This window comes from Sphingobacterium sp. LZ11T8 (assembly GCF_024261425.1).
GTDB lineage: Bacteria > Bacteroidota > Bacteroidia > Sphingobacteriales > Sphingobacteriaceae > Sphingobacterium.
Genome location: NZ_JANBZY010000011.1, coordinates 51242 through 71450, shown reverse-complemented (window position 1 = coordinate 71450; position 20209 = coordinate 51242). Strand labels below are relative to the sequence as shown.

At 41.4% G+C, this 20209-nt stretch carries 13 protein-coding genes; 3 read left to right on the top strand and 10 right to left on the bottom strand.

The annotated features are described in order from the left end of the window. Positions 1–12: 12 nt before the first annotated feature. The 9 genes from NLF99_RS19080 to NLF99_RS19040 form a co-directional block, all read right to left on the bottom strand. A complete protein-coding gene (locus NLF99_RS19080; RefSeq protein WP_254530177.1) occupies positions 13–1092 on the bottom strand; it encodes a TlpA disulfide reductase family protein in 1080 nt (359 codons plus the stop codon). An 11-nt stretch (positions 1093–1103) separates the two neighbouring features. Beyond that, the gene (locus NLF99_RS19075) at positions 1104–2615 is read right to left on the bottom strand and encodes a discoidin domain-containing protein (RefSeq protein WP_185218536.1); all 1512 of its coding nucleotides are present in this window, start codon (positions 2613–2615) and stop codon (positions 1104–1106) included. 38 nt (positions 2616–2653) lie between these two features. Then, positions 2654–4027: a RagB/SusD family nutrient uptake outer membrane protein gene (locus tag NLF99_RS19070; protein WP_185218537.1), complete on the bottom strand. Its 1374-nt coding sequence runs from the start codon at positions 4025–4027 to the stop codon at positions 2654–2656. 10 nt (positions 4028–4037) lie between these two features. Then, positions 4038–8138, bottom strand: a complete 4101-nt coding sequence (locus NLF99_RS19065; protein WP_254530175.1) for a SusC/RagA family TonB-linked outer membrane protein — start codon at positions 8136–8138, stop codon at positions 4038–4040. A 43-nt stretch (positions 8139–8181) separates the two neighbouring features. Further along, on the bottom strand, positions 8182–9324 hold the full coding sequence (locus tag NLF99_RS19060) for a FecR family protein (RefSeq protein ID WP_254530173.1): 1143 nt from the start codon (positions 9322–9324) through the stop codon (positions 8182–8184). 96 nt (positions 9325–9420) lie between these two features. Continuing rightward, on the bottom strand, positions 9421–9987 hold the full coding sequence (locus NLF99_RS19055) for an RNA polymerase sigma-70 factor (protein ID WP_254530171.1): 567 nt from the start codon (positions 9985–9987) through the stop codon (positions 9421–9423). A gap of 291 nt (positions 9988–10278) precedes the next feature. Then, on the bottom strand, positions 10279–11226 hold the full coding sequence (locus NLF99_RS19050; RefSeq protein WP_254530169.1) for an MlaD family protein: 948 nt from the start codon (positions 11224–11226) through the stop codon (positions 10279–10281). Positions 11227–11281: 55 nt separating this feature from the next. Beyond that, entirely contained in the window at positions 11282–12130 is an 849-nt protein-coding gene (locus NLF99_RS19045; RefSeq protein ID WP_254530167.1) for an N-acetylmuramoyl-L-alanine amidase, read from the bottom strand. Positions 12131–12199: 69 nt separating this feature from the next. Beyond that, positions 12200–13093 (bottom strand): N-acetylmuramoyl-L-alanine amidase, encoded by an 894-nt coding sequence (locus NLF99_RS19040; RefSeq protein ID WP_254530165.1) that lies wholly within the window; start codon positions 13091–13093, stop codon positions 12200–12202. A gap of 207 nt (positions 13094–13300) precedes the next feature. On the opposite strand from NLF99_RS19040, the gene NLF99_RS19035 reads away from it, so the two are divergent. The 3 genes from NLF99_RS19035 (at position 13301) to NLF99_RS19025 (ending at position 18722) form a co-directional block, all read left to right on the top strand. Beyond that, a complete protein-coding gene (locus NLF99_RS19035) occupies positions 13301–15913 on the top strand; it encodes a putative LPS assembly protein LptD (RefSeq protein ID WP_214648520.1) in 2613 nt (870 codons plus the stop codon). A 26-nt stretch (positions 15914–15939) separates the two neighbouring features. Continuing rightward, positions 15940–17190 (top strand): competence/damage-inducible protein A, encoded by a 1251-nt coding sequence (locus tag NLF99_RS19030; protein ID WP_254530163.1) that lies wholly within the window; start codon positions 15940–15942, stop codon positions 17188–17190. A gap of 107 nt (positions 17191–17297) precedes the next feature. Continuing rightward, positions 17298–18722, top strand: a complete 1425-nt coding sequence (locus tag NLF99_RS19025) for a dihydrolipoamide acetyltransferase family protein (protein ID WP_254530160.1) — start codon at positions 17298–17300, stop codon at positions 18720–18722. 46 nt (positions 18723–18768) lie between these two features. On the opposite strand, the gene NLF99_RS19020 is transcribed toward NLF99_RS19025, so the two are convergent. Beyond that, a complete protein-coding gene (locus NLF99_RS19020) occupies positions 18769–20145 on the bottom strand; it encodes an MATE family efflux transporter (protein WP_254530158.1) in 1377 nt (458 codons plus the stop codon). Positions 20146–20209: the final 64 nt, after the last annotated feature.

The window sequence follows — 20209 nt, the reverse complement described above, 5'->3', positions numbered from 1 at the left end:
TTTTCCTGCAGTTTATCGCCAACAAGGTTCTTGGCAATGATCTTTCCGTCGGGGGCCAATCAGAAAGTTGGATGGGATAACCTGAACTGCATAGGTTACTGCGGCTTCGTTCTTATTGCCTTGCAGATCAGAGACCTGTGGCCAGATGACACCATCGTTTTGGATTGCCCTTTTCCAGCGCCATTCCTCAGCTTTGGAGTCAATGGATACCCCTAGGATTTCGAATCCTTTATCTTTATAGGATTTATAGGCTGCCAGGAGATTGGGATTTTCTCTGCGACAAGGAATGCACCAGCTTGCCCAAAAGTCAATAAGAACATACTTGCCACGGAAATCCTGCAGTTTGATCGTATTTCCGGCAGTATCTTTTTGTGCAATATCAGGGGCTATTTTCCCTATTTCGATGTTGGATAAATTTTTCATGTAGGCGTTGATGTCTTCTGCCTGCACAGTTGCAATTAATTTAGGGTCCAATACATCGTATAGCTTCTTGAGCTCTGTGTAGTCCAGTTCCTGGCTTAAGCCTGCCAATTCGTAAACTGTGGCTGGACTAGCTGGGTGTTCTTTGATAAATGTTTTTGAAATCTCGATGTTTTTTTCAGTCAGGTTTTTGATTTCATTACTGATTCCTTTCTGTTTACTTTCATCATTTTCCCCGTTTAAGACTTGGTATAAGCTGTCGATCTGCTCTCCCAATACCTTGTGGACTTTCTTGATTTCATAATATTCGTTAGTGGATTTTGAACCGGTCACTTTGGCCTCTTCCAGATTGGCATATTGGCCATGGATTTCAATGTTTCCGGGTTCTAAAAAGAGGAATTTATACTTAGGTTCCTCTCCATCTAAGGAAACCAAGAAAGCATTGGTTGGACCTTCGATCTTGCCACGGAATTCGAAAGAGCCATCCTTATTTTCTACGGAGTCCTTACCCGGGAAATTGCCCTTCCGCTCAAAGCGGATATACTTGGAAGGCCAACCTTCAATTTTTCCTTTGACTACATACTCACTTTGGCTAAACGCTTCTTGGCTAAACAATGAACCAACTAATAGAAGCAAGGGGGTGATTTTTCTAATATTTAATAAAACTGTCATATACGTAATTTTTAATTTATACCTTCTATTTCTGAAATATATGGGAGCCCAAATGAGCTTTCAATAATGTTGAACTTGAAGAATTTTGCTGTTACGGGATTAATGAATTTTAGGTTCTTCCTATCGGGTCTATCTGCTGAACTTCGGTTGTCAATATCGCCTGCTATAAAGATTCCTTCTTTTTTCCAGGTCTTGCCATCATTGCTGGAATAGGCTTCCACTTTGGAGAAGTTGTAATAGATATCATAAGAACCTTGGTAAGAAGGGGTGAAGATGAAGCCTTTGAGGGTTTCGGTTTTTCCCATATCGATAGTGATATCCTTAGGTGTGCTACCTGCAGCTTTCCAAATTGTAGCTATTTTACCGTCAAAAAGATTGGTAACCGGGAAATCTTTATTGTTGTCATTTACTTCGGCCGTTGCCTTCCATAAACTACGGTCCATTTTATTGCCTTGCAAAGCTGGCAATGGGTAAGCGATATTTTCTGTGTTGTACTCTTGGATATTGATTTCTATCAAGGCATAATTTGCGCCAAGTTCTGTCATTGGTTCCACGAAATTATTATTGCTTGTATTTTCCAATTCAAGTATTCCGATATAATTTTTATCGTTTTGTTTGAGTTGCTGGTAGTCGATTGAGAAAGCAAAGCTATCTACGGATACAGAATCGCCCTTAGGGAAATTGACGGTTGATTTTATGATCTTGATTGCGCTTTCAGGTATTCTATTGTACGTGTTCTTTTTAATCCCTTCCACCCAAGTTTTTACACTGTCTGTATTGTTTAACCTGATACCTCCTTGAACGGCGATGTCCAATGGATGGTTTATCCGGGCGGAGAATTTGAATACCTTGATTCCATTCTCTTGGTTATTGATTTTAGTTACGGAATGGTATCCATTGATCACATAGTAACCACGTATAAAATTGGTGTTTAATCCACTTTCTGGTTTATACACATCCATTTGAATCAAGGAAGGCGTGATGGATACCTTCATCTTGACAAACATGTACTTACTCTTCAACTGTGCTTGTCCAGAAACGATTTTAAGTTTGATAGGGACAAGGTAAATGGTATTATGCTCTAAGAGACTGGCGTCTTTTAAGTGCAGTTTTAGGGAGTCTGTTGAGGTTGATAATCCGGGTTGAATATGAATGACACCTTTATTGCTCAATTCAAAAGCACCTTCTTTAAATTCAGGAGATTTGGTATGGTTGAGGCTATCATATACTGCAATCAGGGCAGGGTCTATTGTTCCTTGGACCACTACTTCCTGAGCGGCTTTGCCTTGCAATAGCACTGGTAAACCCGGTGCGGAAAGGGTCCTGTTGTTTACGGCAGAATCACCAAGCTTCATGGCTGTGCCCGTTCCGATCGTAGTGCTCAGGTAGTTGCTGAATTCATTGGCTACCTCTTGATATAAGTCTAGCTTGTCCTTCTTGCATCCATGAAAGCTGCTGAATACGATAAGTACGAGCAGTGCTGAGAGGCCATGTCGAAAAAGTATATTTATTAATCTATTCATGATATTAATGCGTTGTATTCCTTGACCTAAATCACTCATTATCTAGGATTTGGTTTGATATCTGGATTGTTGTTGGTAATCAGCGGAGCAATCTCCATTAAATAGCGCGGTGAATTGGGCTTGATAATGGCGACTGTGGTATCTTGATAGTTATAATTGTCATAAAAGCTTCGAATGATATTTTTACTGAACCTTTCTTCACGGTTCAGTCTTTTTAAATCGAACAATCTCAAGCCACCATGGCAGAACAGCTCTCTTCTTCTTTCCTCCAAAACTGTCTTTAAGATTTCACCATCCGCTATTACTAAATCAGTTGAATTTTCAATGCGGTTTTTTCTCAGCAGATTTAGGATCGGCAATGCCTCTTTAGGTTTGCCTGTCCTAGCTAGGCATTCGGCTTTGATGAGCATAACTTCCGGTACAGCAATGCTATAATTGAAATTGTATTTTCCATCTTGATTGGCAAAAACATCATAGTAGTCGAAGTTGATTCTTCTTCGAAAATCAGAGGATGTTAATAGAGAGTCTAAGCTTTTGCTGATCTGTATCCTAAAAGAGTAAGTCAGGTTTAGATCATGGTCTACACCTGTTTTTCCTAATAAAACTTCTGGATTTCGACTTTGGTCTATAAGGTTTAATGGAGCTGCAGTAAGGGTCTGGTAATTCAATAAAGAAGATTTCAGGGCTAGGCATTCGTCCGCTGATTTCAAAGCTTCGGCATAATTTCCCATCAGTAAATGGGTTCTGCTCAATAGGGCCAAGGCCGATGCTTTGCCCGGGTGGATGATCGTATTGCCCATAACAGGGAAGTCCTCGGTAGCGATGGCTTCAGTTAACTCTTTAATGATTAAAGTATATACCTCTTGGACTGTTCCTCTTTTTGGTTTAACACTGGCATCTGGGATCAGTGAAATTGGAATTGCCAATTCTGTTGCAGCTTTCCCATTGGTATAGTCTTGGCCATATATATTTGCCAACTGTAAAAAATACCAAGCACGGTTCACCTTTGCTTGTGCGATTGCAATAGCAAGGCCTTTTTTCTCATCTTCATTTTTCGGTTTTACTTCAGCGGCCTTGAGGATCAGGATATTCATTTGCAGGATTCGCTCATAGGCGCTTTTGTACATGAAGTCCATCTCGCCTGGACCCCAAATATGTTGGGCATACATATAAGCATTGCCGTAATATTCATTTCGGGCGAGGGCGGGAAAGCTGAGGTCATCGGCCATGAGGTCTGCAAGAATAAAATTGCAACGTGCAATGGAGTCGCTATTCAGCATTTCCTGAAAGTCCTTAAGGGTAGAGGGGTTTACATTTCCGGTGCTTGGCATAATATCCAAGAATTTCTGACAAGAGGATATTGTATATATAATCACAAGACTCAGAACGAAAAAATAATGTTTTGTCTTCATGGTGTTACGATTAGAAAATTACGTTTAGTGTAGCCCCATATTGAATAGGAGTAGGTAAACCAAGTCTACCACCTGTATCCACATTATTAGGGTCATATTTATATCTGTTTTTCGCCCAAACGGCTACATTTTGCATGTGAGCAGAGATGCGCAGGCTTTTTACATATTTTTCGTTAAGAAAGCTCTTTGGGATCTCCCATCCGACCATCACTTCTTGGAGTCGGATAAAATTGGCTGACATAAAGCTATTGCTGGAGTTCTGAGCTAAGAAACTACGGATGGATAAACCTGTATCATTAGTCAGCGCAGGGACATCGGTGAACGCTTCGTCGCCAGGTTTTTTCCAACGCTGGCTGATCAAATTAGAATTTTCGTATTGAGCCCCCGAATTGGCAGGGATGAACCGGCGCATAATACCACCGAAACTACCCATAAAGGATACACGGGCGAAGAATTTGCCGTAGGTAATATCATGCATGAAACCACCTGTCCATGGTGCCCTTGTTGCTCCCATGTAGATGATATCATTCGCCAAAACGGAAGAGTCTGGGTTGGCTGTGATGTTGCCCTTTGCATCATAGATTTGGGGGGCACCTTCTGCATTTAGGCCTGCCCAACGATATCCCCAAACATTGGTCGTGCTATAACCTTCGCGGAAAGCCGTTAAAAATTGTCTGCTGGCGGAATATGGCGTTTTTGGAATCTTCTTGGCCATATTTAAATTATAGGCTCCATTGATGGCGAAACTATAACTGAATTTCGGCTTCCTGACGATGTCAGATTTATAGAAGAATTCGACACCTTTATTCACAATGTTACTGAAGGTAATCTGATTGTCCAGTCCTGTTGAAGGGTCGGTAGGAATAGGGATGTTATTGGTGATTCCTTGGTCTGACCGGTTATAGTACCTTAGATCAATTCGATGGCGGTCATTGTTCAGACCAAATTGAAAATATATTTCAATGTTTTTGTTTCTTGGTGGCAAAACGGAAAAGGTACTATTGGTCGCCAATCCAAAACCTCCGCCCGCACTGCTGTTGGTTCCCATCATCAATCCCAAACCCTGGATGGAAGATAGGTCTTGATAAGTTGCACCAATCATTAAGGTACTGATCCCCTCAGAAGTGAAAAAGGATTCCTTCTTGATATCATAGGAAATATTACCATTGAATTGCTTTTGGCCTTCTGGGGAGCGATCAAAGGTTCCGTTGAACATCAATGTTCCGTCCCTTAATGACCCTTCCAATCCCGCACTGAAATACCTGAGGGTCCGACGCTGGTTAAATGAAGCGGAGTCAGTCAGGCTTCCGCTAGGGGATATACCACTCAATTTCATGGTATTGTAACGACCATACACGGATAGGTCTCCACCAAATAGGTTCAATCTTAATTCTTCAAAAATATTGAATGAGGATTGGCCAGCCTGGGGTACGGGAATAAAATTATTGACCCAGATGGCGTAGTTGTTCCATTCTGCCTGTCTGTATCGGTTACTTCCAATTGTAGTAGGCAGGTCAGGCATTTTATTTCCCATCAGACCAGCAGAAACCATAACACCTGATAGCCAATCGGGCAGGTTTTTATGTTTGAATTGGTAACCAACGATGGAATTAAATGTCCTAGTTGTAGCAAATTTCTCCTTTCCATAGTTAGGACTGAAAGCCTCGCTATAGTTAGCATTGAAATTTATGGTCTTCTCTTTATAATCGTAATTGATTCCTGCATTCCAGTTTAAGTTCCTAAAGATCGAAGTGTCACCTGATGAAGGAGTCAATAGAGCAAATGGATAGATCAAGGCTGCAGTACTACTGTATAGTCTTCTGAAGTTTTCAACACCTTGATTTTTATCTCCTGCAGGTAGAAAGATTGCCGAACCTTTTCCAGTATTTTTATTGTATCCATAACGGGTTACATTTCCTGGTCTTTCCCTGGTTTCGTTGGCCCCACCAGCACCAATATTGGCTGTAACGGTATGTTCATCGATCTTTAAGGAGTAACTAAGACCGGAACGGATATTCCATTGTAAATACTTATCCTGGCTATTGTTTAAGATGTCTCCCGGTGGTACATAAAAGTCTACCGAACCAAAGTTTGGTGACCCATAATTATTAAAGAGTTGTCTTCCTTCACTGCTTTGTCGGTCTGTAATTCGGTCATTGTTGTTGCGTGTCATGCGATAGAATACGGAGTTGTCCCAACGTAAGCCTTTGAACAGATCCCATTTCATTTCCAGACGACTTTGTACCAAGGTGTTTTTGGATAGGCTGTTCATCAAGCGACTGTCTTCCAACATATTGATACCATGGTTGAAATAGCCGTTTTTCATGATAAGGTTATTGTAGACTTCACCAAGTACCTTTTGATCATAGATATAGTTTCCTTGTCGATCCAGGAACATCTGATAGGCAGGGGGAAGGTTATAGATAGACAGTTCATTTGCACCACCTTGCGCATTGGTCCTGTTGGCATTGATCTGCCAGTTTGCTATTAACTTGCCTTTTAACAGGTTGAAGTTATTTTTCAAGTCAACCCCATAGGTGTTGGAATTATTGTTGAGTCCATGGGATTTGAAATTGTTATAGGTCCCGGTCAGGGTAAACATATATTGAGGAGTACCTCCAGAAAATGACAATAAATGGTTTTGGGACATCACGTTCTGTTGGAGATGAGCCACCTGCGCTTCATTGGATAGGATCGAAAGCGAGTCAATCCTCCGATTGAACTCTGCTTCGGTGATTTTGTTGTCCCTGCGCCAAGCGAAAAGTCTTTCGGCTAAATTTAGGTTTTCAAAATCGCCATCTCCCGGGACAAGATCCATTGTTGCAGCACTTTTCAGATAGTCTATAATATCTGAAGAGCTAGCTAATCCTAATTTGGCCATATCGTATTTAGGAGCAGGTTTAAAGTACATATTGGCGTTATATGTAATGTTGACCTGGTTCTTTCTTCCGGTCTTGGTCTTGATCAGGATAATACCTGCTGTAGCTCGAGGTCCCCATTTGATCAGTTCTTTAGGGTCTTTGATAACTTCTACCGATTCCACATTTGCCATTGGATAGTCCGCTGGGAATTCCTCAACGGGGAAGCCATCGATAATGACCATCATCCCTTCTGTATTACCAAAACTGGCAGAACCTCTGAGTTCCGGAACTAGGGTAACACTGGCTTGATTGGAATACTCGATAAAAAATCTACCTGCATCTCCACCACCCGGAAGGCTGGTTTTATTTTCAATGGCATCGATCATCCTTTGCCCGTTTGGATAGAATTTCTGAAGGAATTGATCCAATGTATAATAGGTTTTTCTAAGTCCGCCGCCTTGACCAGATTGGATAGTTCCAATTTCGGTGATGCCGACAATCTTTCTTTTGTTAGAAGGAAGGACCTGTAAGGTCAATCCCGGAACAGTTCCCTGCAGTAACTGACCAAGGTTCATATATGACCTGTTGGTCATATCGATCTGGGTATTCAGGTTCAGGTTTTTCTTTACGCGCGCCTCTACCGTTACTTCGTTTACCGCTAATACTTGGTTGTACAGCGTCACGAGCATGTTTCTTTCCCCCCGAAATAAAATCGTACTCTCTTTGTAGCCTTGGCAGGAAAAAGTAACCAAGTCGCCCCTGGAGGTTTCTATATTAAATCGCCCATTGATGTCGGAAATGGTCCTGGAGTTTTTTGGGTCTTTGTTGTTCACGATGGTCACTCCTCGAATGGGTTTTCCGGCTTGATCTCGAATCTCTCCCTCGACCATTCGGGGCAAGTTAGGTCTTGTCAGTTGATCGATGTTGACCTCAATGACCGTTTCCACGATCCTAGGTCTCTTAGGGACCAAGACAATGGTATTGTTCGCAATGGAATAAGATATGGTCTGGTGATGGAAGATCTCATCCAATACGGTTCTAAGATCTTGGTCCGTAACTTTTATCCGTACTCTTTTTGATTTCTTGAGTATTTCAGTGGAATAAAAGAGATCATAATTCGTCTGTTCGACAATCTTTTCCAGTACGTCCTTTAATCTGCTGTTTTTTTCATTCAGGGTGACCTTTTGAGCAAACAAGGGTAAGGAAAGCATCATCAAACAAGTGATAATAGCTAATTTGATTCTATTCATTTTAAGGTTATGGTAATTAGGGTTATTGGTACTTTTCTTTAGATCATGGGATTACGGTAAGTTTGTTGTTCTGGAGCTGTGTTTTGATTCCACTTAATTCTAAAACTTTCAGCACTTCAGAGAGATTTTGGTTCATGCTCGTGCGGCCGGAGAAGGTTTGATTTTGATCTACCCCTGCTTGGAATTCGACTTCAATGTTGTACCAGCGTTCAATTTGTTTCATAATTCCTGCTAAGTCTGAATCTTGAAAGTTGAAATATCCTTGGACCCAGCTAATGGATTGTTTGGCATTCACCTCCGATTTGGCAAGTTTTTCCTTGCGACGGTCATAAGTAATTTGTTCGTTAGGTGTTAAGAAATGCTCTTCACCTTGACAGGAGATCTTTACCTTTCCTTCCAAGAGGGTCGTTCTGCTAGCGTTTTCGTTTGAATAACTATTTATGTTGAATTGAGTTCCCAAAACCTGAATGGTCTGGTCTTCGGTTTCAACTATGAATGGTGAATTTTCATTTTTAGCAACCTCAAAATACGCTTCGCCAGTCACCTGGACTTTGCGTTGGTTTTCTGCAAATTCGATTGGGTATTTAATGGTAGATTCGGCATTTAACCAGACATTGGAACCGTCTGGCAGTTGGATCTCGAACTTCCTTCCTTTGGGCGTGTGGGCGGTGTTGAAAGAGGTCTTTCCGGCCTCGCCTTTATAATAAATGGCCCCATCTTTTTTATAGATCTCAACGCCATCCTGACTCGCTATGAGTCCGTCTGCTAATGAGTCGATTTCAACGGTTTCACCATTTTCTAGAGAAAGGACCAATCCTTCTGTACCGGCTTTTTTATCTTGAGATGTTATTGTGTTTTCTGGGGTTTTATTATCTGTAACAAACCAATAAGACGCGATGCCTAGGATCATCAGAAGGCTTGCTGCAATACCTAGGTAGGTTTTATTTCTGTACCACATTGGTTTCGGCTCTAGAATTTTGCCATTAGAAACCTCAAGTTTTGCCAATAGACCTTCTAGGATTCTGGTTTTATGTTCTTCTTTGCTACTCGCAATATGTTCAGGGATATTAATAGGGTCGTTCTGGGCACTATTGTACCAAGCTGCATATTCCTTTGCCTCATCGTCAGAAATCGAACCATTGAGCCATTTCTGCTCCAGTTCGGCTAAGCGATTTTGTTCCGTCATCGTAATTTAATTATAGGTCTATATAACTATAATCAAGGTGAGGGCCCTTATCCCTATATAGGAAATGAAAAAAAGTATTTTTTTTTTAATGATGTCTTAATAAAACAAGCAGATGATATAATTGAGGCCTGATTTTATTTTCTTGAGTGCCCGGGTTAAATGGGCTTCCACGGTCTTTTCTGCAATTAATAGCCGCTTTGCAATTTCTTTTTGGGATAGTCCTTCTTCACGGCTCAACTTGTAGACCAGTTGGCATTTTTCGGGAAGCTGGGTAACCAATTTTTCCAATTTGGTCTTGAGTTCTTCAAATTGGAGGTAGTTTTCCATAGAATAGAACTTCTCGTCCTCCGATCTTTTACTGTAGTCAACAAACTTTTGTTCTACTGCCAGTCTATGTCTATAATTAATGACCTTATATTTTAGGGCTGCTGCAAGGTATCTTTCTATTTGGTCACTGAGTTTGAGGCTCTGCCTCCGTTTCCAGATATCCAAGAATATATCCTGGACTATTTCTTCAGCTACCAGGATGTCGGAAAGTTTATTGCTGGCTATAACCAAAAGTTTGTCCCAATACCTTTTATAAATTTCTGTAAATGCTTTAGGGTCGCTGTCTTTCAATAGGACCAATAACTTTTCATCGGAATATTTATCAAAATGGGACATTTTAGTGCTTAAATATCAATCCTCAGTGTTAAAATAACTTCAATATGATTTAAACGGATAGTAATATTTATCGCTACATCAAATAGAATTAATTAAACTTTGATTATTTTAAGTATAAAATTATTAAAATAATATTTTATTGTTTTAATGTAATATTGGTTATAATTAGTAGTCAATTAGGTAAGTTATTAGTTGATAGTTGTTTAAGCAATTTAAGCGGTTTGAAATAATTCAATAAAAAAGCTCTAATCGATTAAAATTAGAGCTCTTTGTAAAATTGATTCGTTGAATCTATTTTGTGTCTTTCTTTCCGAAGATTGAAATCTTCAGGTATTTACCTGGATTTTCTTTCAGGTCTTTCACCAATTGGTCCAGATTTTCGGAAGCATTTGTTAGGTTATTGTATAGCTTTTCATCATGGATCAATTGACTTAGTGATCCATCTCCAGTATTGATCTTATTGGTTATTTCCATTACATCCTTCATGGTTTGGTTGGCATTGTCAACGGTCGCCTTGATTTCGGTTTTTGAAAGGTCATCTGAAAGGTTATCCAGATTCGCTAAAATGGAATTGATCTTTTCGTTGTTGTTTTTGAAGTTCATGGTAATGGACTCCATATTGGCAAGGATCTTACTCAAGCGGTTTTTCTCTGCACCCATCAATCCATCTACATCACCGGTAATCTTTTCAAGGTTCTTCAAGGAAACAGAGATACTATGTACACTGCTCTTGAAATCTCTTTGGAAGTTTTCATCCAATACCGAGTTTACACCCGATAATACGGAATCCAGTTTTACGACCAAGTTTTCGATTTTCTTTTGCAAGGGTTCAACTTTTTCCATCAGGTTAGCCTGTACATCCGATAGCAATGGATCTCCATTTCTGGCCATGGTGGTGCTGTTCCCTAATTCAAAGACGATGGCCTTACTACCCAATAGGTCGGCACTTACAATTCTTGCCACTGTATTGGATGGGATATCATAGTCATTGTTGATCTTGAATTCAGTCCTGATTTTTCCGTTCGGTTGAAGGGTAAGTTTAGAAACGCGGCCAATTTGGAAACCACTGACCAATACAGGTTTAGAAACCGCTAGGCCGTCCACGTTGTCATATTCTGTATAAAAAGTATTTTCGCTGCTAAAAACATTGTTCCCTTTGAGGAAACTGTAACCGATAAATAAGATTGCAATAGCAATACTAGTTAATGCCCCGACTTTAGTTTCGTTAGATATTTTCAAAATTACCCTATTTAAGTACTACCACTCTGTTCTAACCGCCAATTTAAGAAAAAGTTTATTTTTCTATGCTTTTTCTGTAGGTATTTATGGCATTGAACAAATCGGTGACAATTGATTCTTGTCCAGCGGATGACATCATGAAGCGTTCCTCATCTGGATTGGAAATAAATCCGATTTCGGTCAATACTGCCGGCATACCTGCTGTTGCCAAAACCGCTAAAGATTGTTCCTTTACACCTCTGTCCGTACGGCTAGATCCCGCAAATTGATCTTGCATATAGGATGCAAGACGGATACTTTGCTCTCTAAATTTTCTTTTCATCAATGAAAATACGATGTAGGTAGAGGGGTCTTTAGGGTCAAAACCACCATAGTTTTCTTTGTAGTTTTCTTCCATTAGGATGGATGCGTTCTCACGGATCGCTACATCTTGGTCACCGGTACGGCTAAAACCTAGAACCAATGTTTCGGTTCCTTTCGCGGAGGTGTTCAGAACACGTTGCGTGACATATCGACCGCGGCTGTTTTTTACCCTACGGCTACTGGCACCACCTGAGTTACAGTGTATGGAAATAAAAAGGTCCGCATGATGCTTATTTGCCAATGCAGGACGTTCATAAAGTTTAGGATATACATCCGTGGTACGTGTATAGATCACTTTGATGCCTGGGAATTCCTTCTGGATCTTCTTTCCCAGTTTCAAGGCCACCTGTAGGGCAATGTCTTTTTCCTTAGATTGCCTACCTACTGCCCCAGAATCATGTCCACCATGCCCAGGATCTAATACTATTGTTTTAATTTTTCTAGGACTTCCACTTTGGTCGCTTTGTAAATCTTTTGGTTTAAAACTCGCTAATACAACCACTGAGATACAAGTCAACAATAACCCAATTTTCCGAATCACGTTTGTCTTTTTTGTTGTCAATTTCTCCAATTTCTCTTAATCGTTTCTGTTTCCTATCAAATTCTATTCCTACTGTGCAATTGAATTTGATTTATATTGCTTGATGGCGTCCACTAAATTACCTACGATTTCATTCTGTCCAGCTTCAGAAGCCATGAACTGTTCTTCATCTGGGTTAGAAATAAAGCCGATTTCCGTCAGTACAGCTGGCATAGCTGCCGAAGCTAAAACTGCCAGGGATAATTCTTGTACCCCGCGGTTTGGACGGCCTTTTTTAACATATTCATTTTGGATATGAGTTGCAAACCGAATACTCTTATCGCGATATGTCCTCTTCATTAAAGAGAAGATAATATAGGTAGAAGGGTCATTTGGGTCAAATCCGCCATAGTTCTCCTGATAGTTCTCTTCAAAAAGAATATCGGCATTCTCCCTAACGGCTACTTCCGATTCTCCTCGCTGCAACCTGTTAAAACCACAAACAAAAGTTTCGGTACCACTTACTCCAGGGTTCCTGATGGTCCTGGTGGTATAGCGCCCGTTCTTACCTTTCACTCGGCGGTCGACATCGGCCGAGTTGCAGTGGATAGAGATAAAAAGGTCAGCATGGTTTTTATTTGCCAAGGCTGTCCTTTCGTGAAATGGAACATCCACATCAGTTTCACGGGTCAACATAGCCTTTACGCCAGGCATTTCTTTTTCAATCGCTTCTTTCAATCGTTTTCCCACTTGCAGCGTAATATCCTTTTCCACGGTGGTCCTTCCTCGAGCACCGGGTAGATTACCACCATGACCTGGGTCAATAACGACCAATTTGAATGTTTTATTGGATTGCGAAGTTTGAGGAGGATTATTCTCAGGATTTTTCTTTTCAGTGGAATGAACAATACCGCTCAAGAAAATCAAGGGAAGAAGTACTGCTGCAAACGTAATCGATATTTTTGTTGATTTATTGAAATTCATAGTTAACGTTATTATTTTAGTCCTATCAATAACATTGCAAATGTAAACTGTTAAATATGATTAACTTTTGAAAAACCTAATCGTTGTTATTGATTTTTGACTATTTTTGCCAACAAGAGTTTAAAATTAGCACAAAAATAACATTCATATTTCATTTTGAAGGCCTTAAGTTGTTTTTTCCTTTCCATTCTGTTTTTTTTTATTGGGATGTCTGTGCTACAGGCTCAGGTGGAGACCAATTCTCGCACTCAAAATGTTACAATAGACACCCTTCAAAGAGATACAATTCCGACCGATACCAGCAGAAATAACTTCAAGGAAGTAAATGGTCAGGATACAGTCCACATGAAAGATCAAGGTGGTTTGGAAACCGTTGTGACCATTTCCGCAAATGATTCCTCATGGAACCAGGTCAGTAAAAACGTCCTTCACTTATACAAAGGCGCCAAAGTTAAATACCAAGGGTTTGAATTGGCAGCGGATTATATCCGTTTGGATAGAAATACCAATGTCCTGTTTGCCTCCGGGGTAATGGACCATAACGGCAAATATGTAGGTCGTCCGGTCGTGATCATGCCCGGTGAATCGCCCATTGCGGTCGACTCCCTTCTCTACAACTATAAGACTCAAGTGCCCAAAACCTTCGGTGTAATGACCGAGGTTGACGGGGGATACATTCAGGCCAGAGAGGTAAGGAAAAACATCTATGATGAAATGTCCCTCTACAAAGGGCTTTACTCCACCTGTAACCTACCTTATCCACATACCCACTTTGGTATTCAGATTACCAAAGGGGTCATCACCCAGAAACAGATTATTGCCGGACCTTCCTATTTGGTCGTAGCAAATATTCCGATTAAGTTTTTGGCCATCCCATTTGGTTTTTTTCCTAAACAGGACAAGAAAAGTTCCGGATTCCTATTTCCCTCTTTCGGTGAAGATGCCGCTAGAGGTTTCGCGATGCGTGATCTAGGATGGTACCTGACATTCAATGATTATTGGGACTCGGAAATCAGGGGTACCTTATATTCCAAAGGAACCTGGGAAGCCAATGTGAGGACCCAATACTTAGTGAATTATAAGTTCAATGGTAACTTCGCCCTTCAATATGGCTCATATGTGCAAGGGGTGGAAGGAACCGATAATTATGGTCGCGAGAAAAACTTCCGATTCACTTGGAACCACTCTCAACGTCAAGAAGCAAATCCAGGTACATCATTCTCCGCATCGGTAAACTTCGGTTCTCGAAATGCTTACCGTAATGCTGCCACAACAGGTGGCTATAACCCTCAGCAAGCGATCAACAACAGTATGCGTTCATCGGTTGCTTACGGAAAAGTGTTTGCTGATGGCAAGGTGAATTTCACGGCAAATATGTCCCATGAACAGAACCTATCGACAGGTGCCTTGTCCATGGACCTACCAACCATCAGTTTAAACGTTGCAACCTTCAACCCATTCGATTCCAAAGACCGTATCGGTGAACAGAAATGGTATCAGCGTATCACGGTAGGATATAGCTTGCAAGGTCAAAACCGAATCGTAACGACAGATTCCCTGTTGTTCAGAAAAGAATCACTGAATAAATTCACCAATGGTGTACAGCACAATATCCCAGTAAGTTTAAGTTTAAACGTGATGAAGTACTTCCAATTCAATACTTCATTCAACTATACAGAACGCTGGTACCTTCAATATGTAAGGAACAGACTGGTGAACCAACCTTATGGATTTCAAAACGTAAGAGATACCCTTCAGGGCTTTAAGCGTGCTTACGACTATTCAGTATCTTCAGGATTATCGACCAAGATCTATGGTCAGATGAACAAGAAGATCGGGAAGATCGAAGCCATGCGACATACCATTACCCCATCGGTGAATGTGAACTATAGACCCGATTTCTCGGATGCCCGTTATGGTTTCTATCGGGACTTTACGGATGAAAATGGGGTGTACAGCAGATACTCCATCTTCGAGAACGGTATTTATGGAACACCGAGCGCAGGTAAATCCTTTGGTATTGGATTCTCCGTGGATAATACCCTCGAGGCCAAGATCCGGAACGATAAGGACACCACCGGTACCGGGATCAAAAAGGTGCCCATAATCCAAGGTCTGACCTTCAGTGGTAACTACAACGTGGCGGCCGATTCCCTGAAACTTTCCCAGATTACTTTCTCTGGTCGTACAGCCCTGTTCGACAAAAAAGTAAATGTGAACTTCAACGGGGTATTCGATCCATATACCTACGATAAATATACCGGTAACCGTATTGACCGTTTTGCAATCAAAGATGGTACGCTAGCACGCTTGACCAACTTTGGTTTATCCTTCGACTATAGTCTAAACCCGAAAGCAAACCAAAACAGAAGCGATAATATTGACTCCCTGAGAAGCTCTATGCCTAACCTAACGCCTGAACAGGCGCAAGCCTTGGCAAGGATCAGTACCGACCCGAATGCATTTGTGGATTTCAATATTCCATGGAACTTGGCCGGTTCATTCAGTATGAACTATGCCCGTGTATTCAGTCGTGAAAAGCAAAGAATGGAGACCAGACTGACCAGTACGGTAAACGTGCATGGTGATTTTAATGTTACTCCAAAGTGGAAGGTACAATTCAACACCGGTTACGACTTTGTGCAGAAAGAAGCATCCATGACCCAGGTCAGCATCTATAGAGATCTGCACTGTTGGGATATGTCGGTGGGCTGGGTGCCATTCGGAACCTATAAGAGTTATAATATTACCATACGTGCGAAAGCATCCATATTACAGGATTTAAAATTGACCAAGAGACAGAGTCACTATTCGTACTAATAGACATTCTGTATAAAACTATATCTATGAAAGCTGAAATTATTACCATTGGTGATGAAATCTTGCTCGGACAGATAGTAGATACCAATTCTGCTTGGATAGCCCAAGAGCTATTCGCCCAGCAAATCCAAATACAACAGATCACTTCTATCACAGACCAGGAAAGCCATATCCTGGAAGCATTGCATGATGCTGCCAGCCGTGCCGAAATCATCATCTGTACCGGTGGTCTAGGGCCTACCAAAGATGATGTGACCAAGTTTACAGCTGCTAAATTCTTTAACACTTCTTTGGTCCATAATCCAGAGGTGATGGAACATGTCAAACAGATCTTCCATCGTTTCGGACGTACCATGCCTGAAATCAATAAGGGACAAGCTGAAGTATTGGCCAATGCCGATGTGCTGTTCAATGATTGGGGTACTGCTCCCGGTATGTGGGTAGAGCATGATGGCAAGGTCTATGTGTTCCTTCCTGGGGTTCCATTTGAAATGAAGAACCTGATGACTTACCGTGTCCTTCCTAAATTGAAGGACTTTAAGACGGAAGAAAAGGTGGTCAACAAATATATCCTGACGGTCGGAATAGGAGAGTCCCATCTAGCTGAACATATTGCAGCAATTGAGGATCAATTTCCTCCTCATATCCATTTAGCATACTTGCCTAAGATCGGCTTGGTTCGATTAAGGTTGACTGCAACTGGATCAGATCTTGAAAAGCTTGAAGTCGAAGCAGAGGACTGGAAAAATAAATTGGTCGATCGAATAGGCAATGCGGTGGTAGCTACTGAGGATATCAGTTTTGAAGAGGTCATCGTCCATGCTTTTTCTGAAAAGGGAAAGACCTTAGCGACAGCAGAAAGCTGTACTGGAGGCAATATCTCCAGGTTGATAACCGAAATTCCGGGCTCCAGTAAAATGTTCAATGGAGCGGTTGTTGCCTATGCCAATGAAGTTAAGGAGCATGTGTTAGGGGTAGATAGGGAAACCTTGATCGCCCATGGAGCCGTAAGTGAGGAGACCGTCATTCAAATGGCAAAGGGCGTTCAGCAAAGGTTAGAAGTGGATTATGCCATTGCTACCAGTGGAATTGCCGGCCCAGATGGGGGTACGGCCGAGAAACCTGTAGGGACGGTCTGGGTGGCCATTGCGGGTAAGAATGAGGTGAAAACAAAGCTGTTTCACTTCCATCATGACCGTTTAATTAACATAGAACGCACTACTGCTCAGGCATTACTGATGCTCTGGAACTTATTTCAACAAGAATCAGAGTTTTAACAAAACGATATTTTGTTAATTATATATGATAAAATATTTAATTTTGTTCACTTGTCAAGTAAGTATTAATAATTAACTTAGTAATCTAACAATCCAAATAATAATAGATGGCAATATATAAACTTTTGTTACCTAAGATGGGGGAGAGCGTCTCTGAAGCGACCCTGACCAAATGGGTAAAGCAGGTTGGGGATCATATTGAAGAGGATGATGCAGTTGTAGAACTTGCTACCGATAAGGTCGATTCTGAAGTTCCATCGCCAGTATCTGGAATTCTTAAAGAAAGATTGTTCGAAGAAAATCAGGTAGTTCAGGTCGGTGAGGTCATTGCCCTGATTGAAATTGAAGGACCTGAGGAGGAAAGCCAAGAGCCTCAGTCTACCCAACAGGAAGAACCTACTGAAAGCTCAGATACGCCTGTAGATACTGCAAACGAATCCGAATCCATTCATAAGGACCTTGCTGATGTCGAATCACCGGCATTGGAAATACCAGACCATGATATCCCTGGTCTTGATCAGGTTCAGGAAAAAAATATTCAAATCGAATCCAACCATCAGGAGATCCACTCCGGCATCCGCTTCTATTCTCCTTTAGTAAGGAATATCGCTCAGCAAGAGGGTATTTCCCAAAAAGAGCTTGACGGTATCCCAGGTACTGGCGGTGAAGGAAGGGTTACCAAACAAGATATCTTGAATTACCTTGAACAGAACAAAGGCGTGCAAGTGCCAAAGCCTGTTCAACCCGCTACGGAAGAAAGACCTCAGCCTAAAATAGTTGAACCTCAAACCCCAGCAGCTCAGGTCGTGAAAAGTAGTAATGGTGATTCAGAGATCATTGAAATGGACCGTATGCGTAGGCTGATTGCAGACCATATGGTGAACAGTGTCAAGACTTCTCCGCATGTTTTCTCTGTAGTCGAAGCCGATGTAACCAATTTGGTGAATTGGAGAAACAAAGTAAAAGATGGCTATAAGAAATCTGAAGGTGAGAATATTACCTTCACACCATTGTTCATTGAAGCTATTGCAAAAGCCATCAAAGATTTTCCAATGGTGAATGTTTCAGTAGATGGTTATAATATTATCCGTAAAAAGAACATCAATATTGGAATGGCAACGGCACTGCCTACTGGCAACCTTATCGTTCCGGTAATCAAGAATGTCGATCAACTGAGCTTAACCGGAATCTCCAGGTCTGTGAATGACTTGGCAAACCGCTCTCGAGGCAACAAACTTAAACCAGACGATACCCAAGGTGGTACTTTCACTTTCACTAACATCGGTGCATTTGGTAATATCTTTGGGATGCCGATCATTAACCAACCTCAGGCAGCTATCCTAGCCGTCGGAACGATCAAAAAGAAACCCGCAGTTCTTGAAACTGAATTTGGTGATGTCATTGCTGTACGCCATATGATGTATATCTCCATGTCCTATGACCATCGCGTTATTGACGGTGCATTAGGTGGGCAGTTTATCCGACGTGTGGCTGATTACTTAGAAAATTGGGACTCTGAAAGAGTTATCTAATCCATAATAAAACAAAAACGCTCATCATCCGATGAGCGTTTTTGTTTTATCCATTTACCATAAGCTGATGCCTCGGTAATTTCATCATCACCATATAGCGGTATCTGAAATATAGTAATATCGAAGAGGTCAATAAGCCCAAGGTCAAACCGTACCATATTCCCTTAACGCCAAAGTTCAGTTGAATTCCCAAGAAATAGGCTGTTGGTAAACCGATCACCCAATAGGCAAAGAAGGTAATAAAAGTAGGGGAATTCACATCACCCATACCCCGTAATGTACCTAGACCTACCACCTGCGTACCATCAAATATTTGGAACATTCCTGCAATGATCAATAACTGTGATGCCATAACCACTACTTCATGATCCTTGCTGATGATGTATGGCAGGTATTGATTGAACACAGCAAAAATAATTGCACAGATAACCATGAAAATCAATACCAAATGGTAGGACACCGTTGCAAACTTCTGTAAGCGGAAGAAGTTTTTGTTTCCATAGGCATTGCCCACCTTGATGGTAGCCGCAGAAGCAATTCCACTTGCCATCATATAGGTCATTGCCGCCAGTGTTATGGCCGTTTGGTGAGCTGCCTGCTCTACAGCACCGATCTTACCTGCAATTAGCGCCGCTCCTGCAAATGCTCCGATTTCAAATACATATTGCATCGCCACAGGACCGCCTATCTTAAAGATCTGTTTTACTCTATTGAAGTCAATAAACTTGGCCGAGAAATGGTCGATATAGCGCTTGAAGTTTTTCGATTTCAATACATACCAAGCCATCACGATCATCATCAAGATGCGGTCAACCAAGGTTGCAATACCCACTCCACGCACGCCCATCGGTTCGATTCCGAACATCCCTTTCACAAGGATTACGGCAATGATGACGTTCAGCACATTCCCCCAGATGGTAATGTTCATCGCCTGTTTGGTGAATCCCAAACCTTCTGCAAACTGTTTGAAGGTATTAAAGACCATTAAGGGCATGATAGAAAGACTCAAGATCAACAGATATGGCTTCGCAGTCTTAACTACCTCAGGATCCTGATCGGCATGTTCCATGGCAAACATAGAACCATAAAAAACGAATAGGAAGAGGAGGATAGCTGATACAATGTTCAACCAAAAACTATTGGATAATAATTTTGCACATTCCTTATAATTCTGCCGACCGTTTTCTTGGGCGATCAAAGGTGTCAAGCCGTAAGCTATCCCCAAGCCAATCACCAAAACTACCATGAAAACAGAGTGTACCAAGGAAACTGCTGCCAATGGGATGGTCCCTGCAAAGTGACCGACAATAATGGTATCTGCTGTTTGGACCAAGGTATGCCCCAATTGTGAAATCACAACCGGACCCGCCAAAGCCATCGTACTTAAGTAATAAATTTTATTGGATTTGATTTTCTGCAGCATATACGAAAAAAGTAAAGAGCACAAAGGTACGAGTTAAAACTTGCTTAGCGAATCATGTTTGGGT

Coding starts and splice junctions, on each gene's coding strand:
- NLF99_RS19080 (WP_254530177.1), bottom strand. CDS start 1,092: ATGACAGTTTTATTAAATATTAGAAAAATCACCCCCTTGCTTCTATTA.
- NLF99_RS19075 (WP_185218536.1), bottom strand. CDS start 2,615: ATGAATAGATTAATAAATATACTTTTTCGACATGGCCTCTCAGCACTG.
- NLF99_RS19070 (WP_185218537.1), bottom strand. CDS start 4,027: ATGAAGACAAAACATTATTTTTTCGTTCTGAGTCTTGTGATTATATAT.
- NLF99_RS19065 (WP_254530175.1), bottom strand. CDS start 8,138: ATGAATAGAATCAAATTAGCTATTATCACTTGTTTGATGATGCTTTCC.
- NLF99_RS19060 (WP_254530173.1), bottom strand. CDS start 9,324: ATGACGGAACAAAATCGCTTAGCCGAACTGGAGCAGAAATGGCTCAAT.
- NLF99_RS19055 (WP_254530171.1), bottom strand. CDS start 9,987: ATGTCCCATTTTGATAAATATTCCGATGAAAAGTTATTGGTCCTATTG.
- NLF99_RS19040 (WP_254530165.1), bottom strand. CDS start 13,093: ATGAATTTCAATAAATCAACAAAAATATCGATTACGTTTGCAGCAGTA.
- NLF99_RS19035 (WP_214648520.1), top strand. CDS start 13,301: ATGTCTGTGCTACAGGCTCAGGTGGAGACCAATTCTCGCACTCAAAAT.
- NLF99_RS19030 (WP_254530163.1), top strand. CDS start 15,940: ATGAAAGCTGAAATTATTACCATTGGTGATGAAATCTTGCTCGGACAG.
- NLF99_RS19025 (WP_254530160.1), top strand. CDS start 17,298: ATGGCAATATATAAACTTTTGTTACCTAAGATGGGGGAGAGCGTCTCT.
- NLF99_RS19020 (WP_254530158.1), bottom strand. CDS start 20,145: ATGCTGCAGAAAATCAAATCCAATAAAATTTATTACTTAAGTACGATG.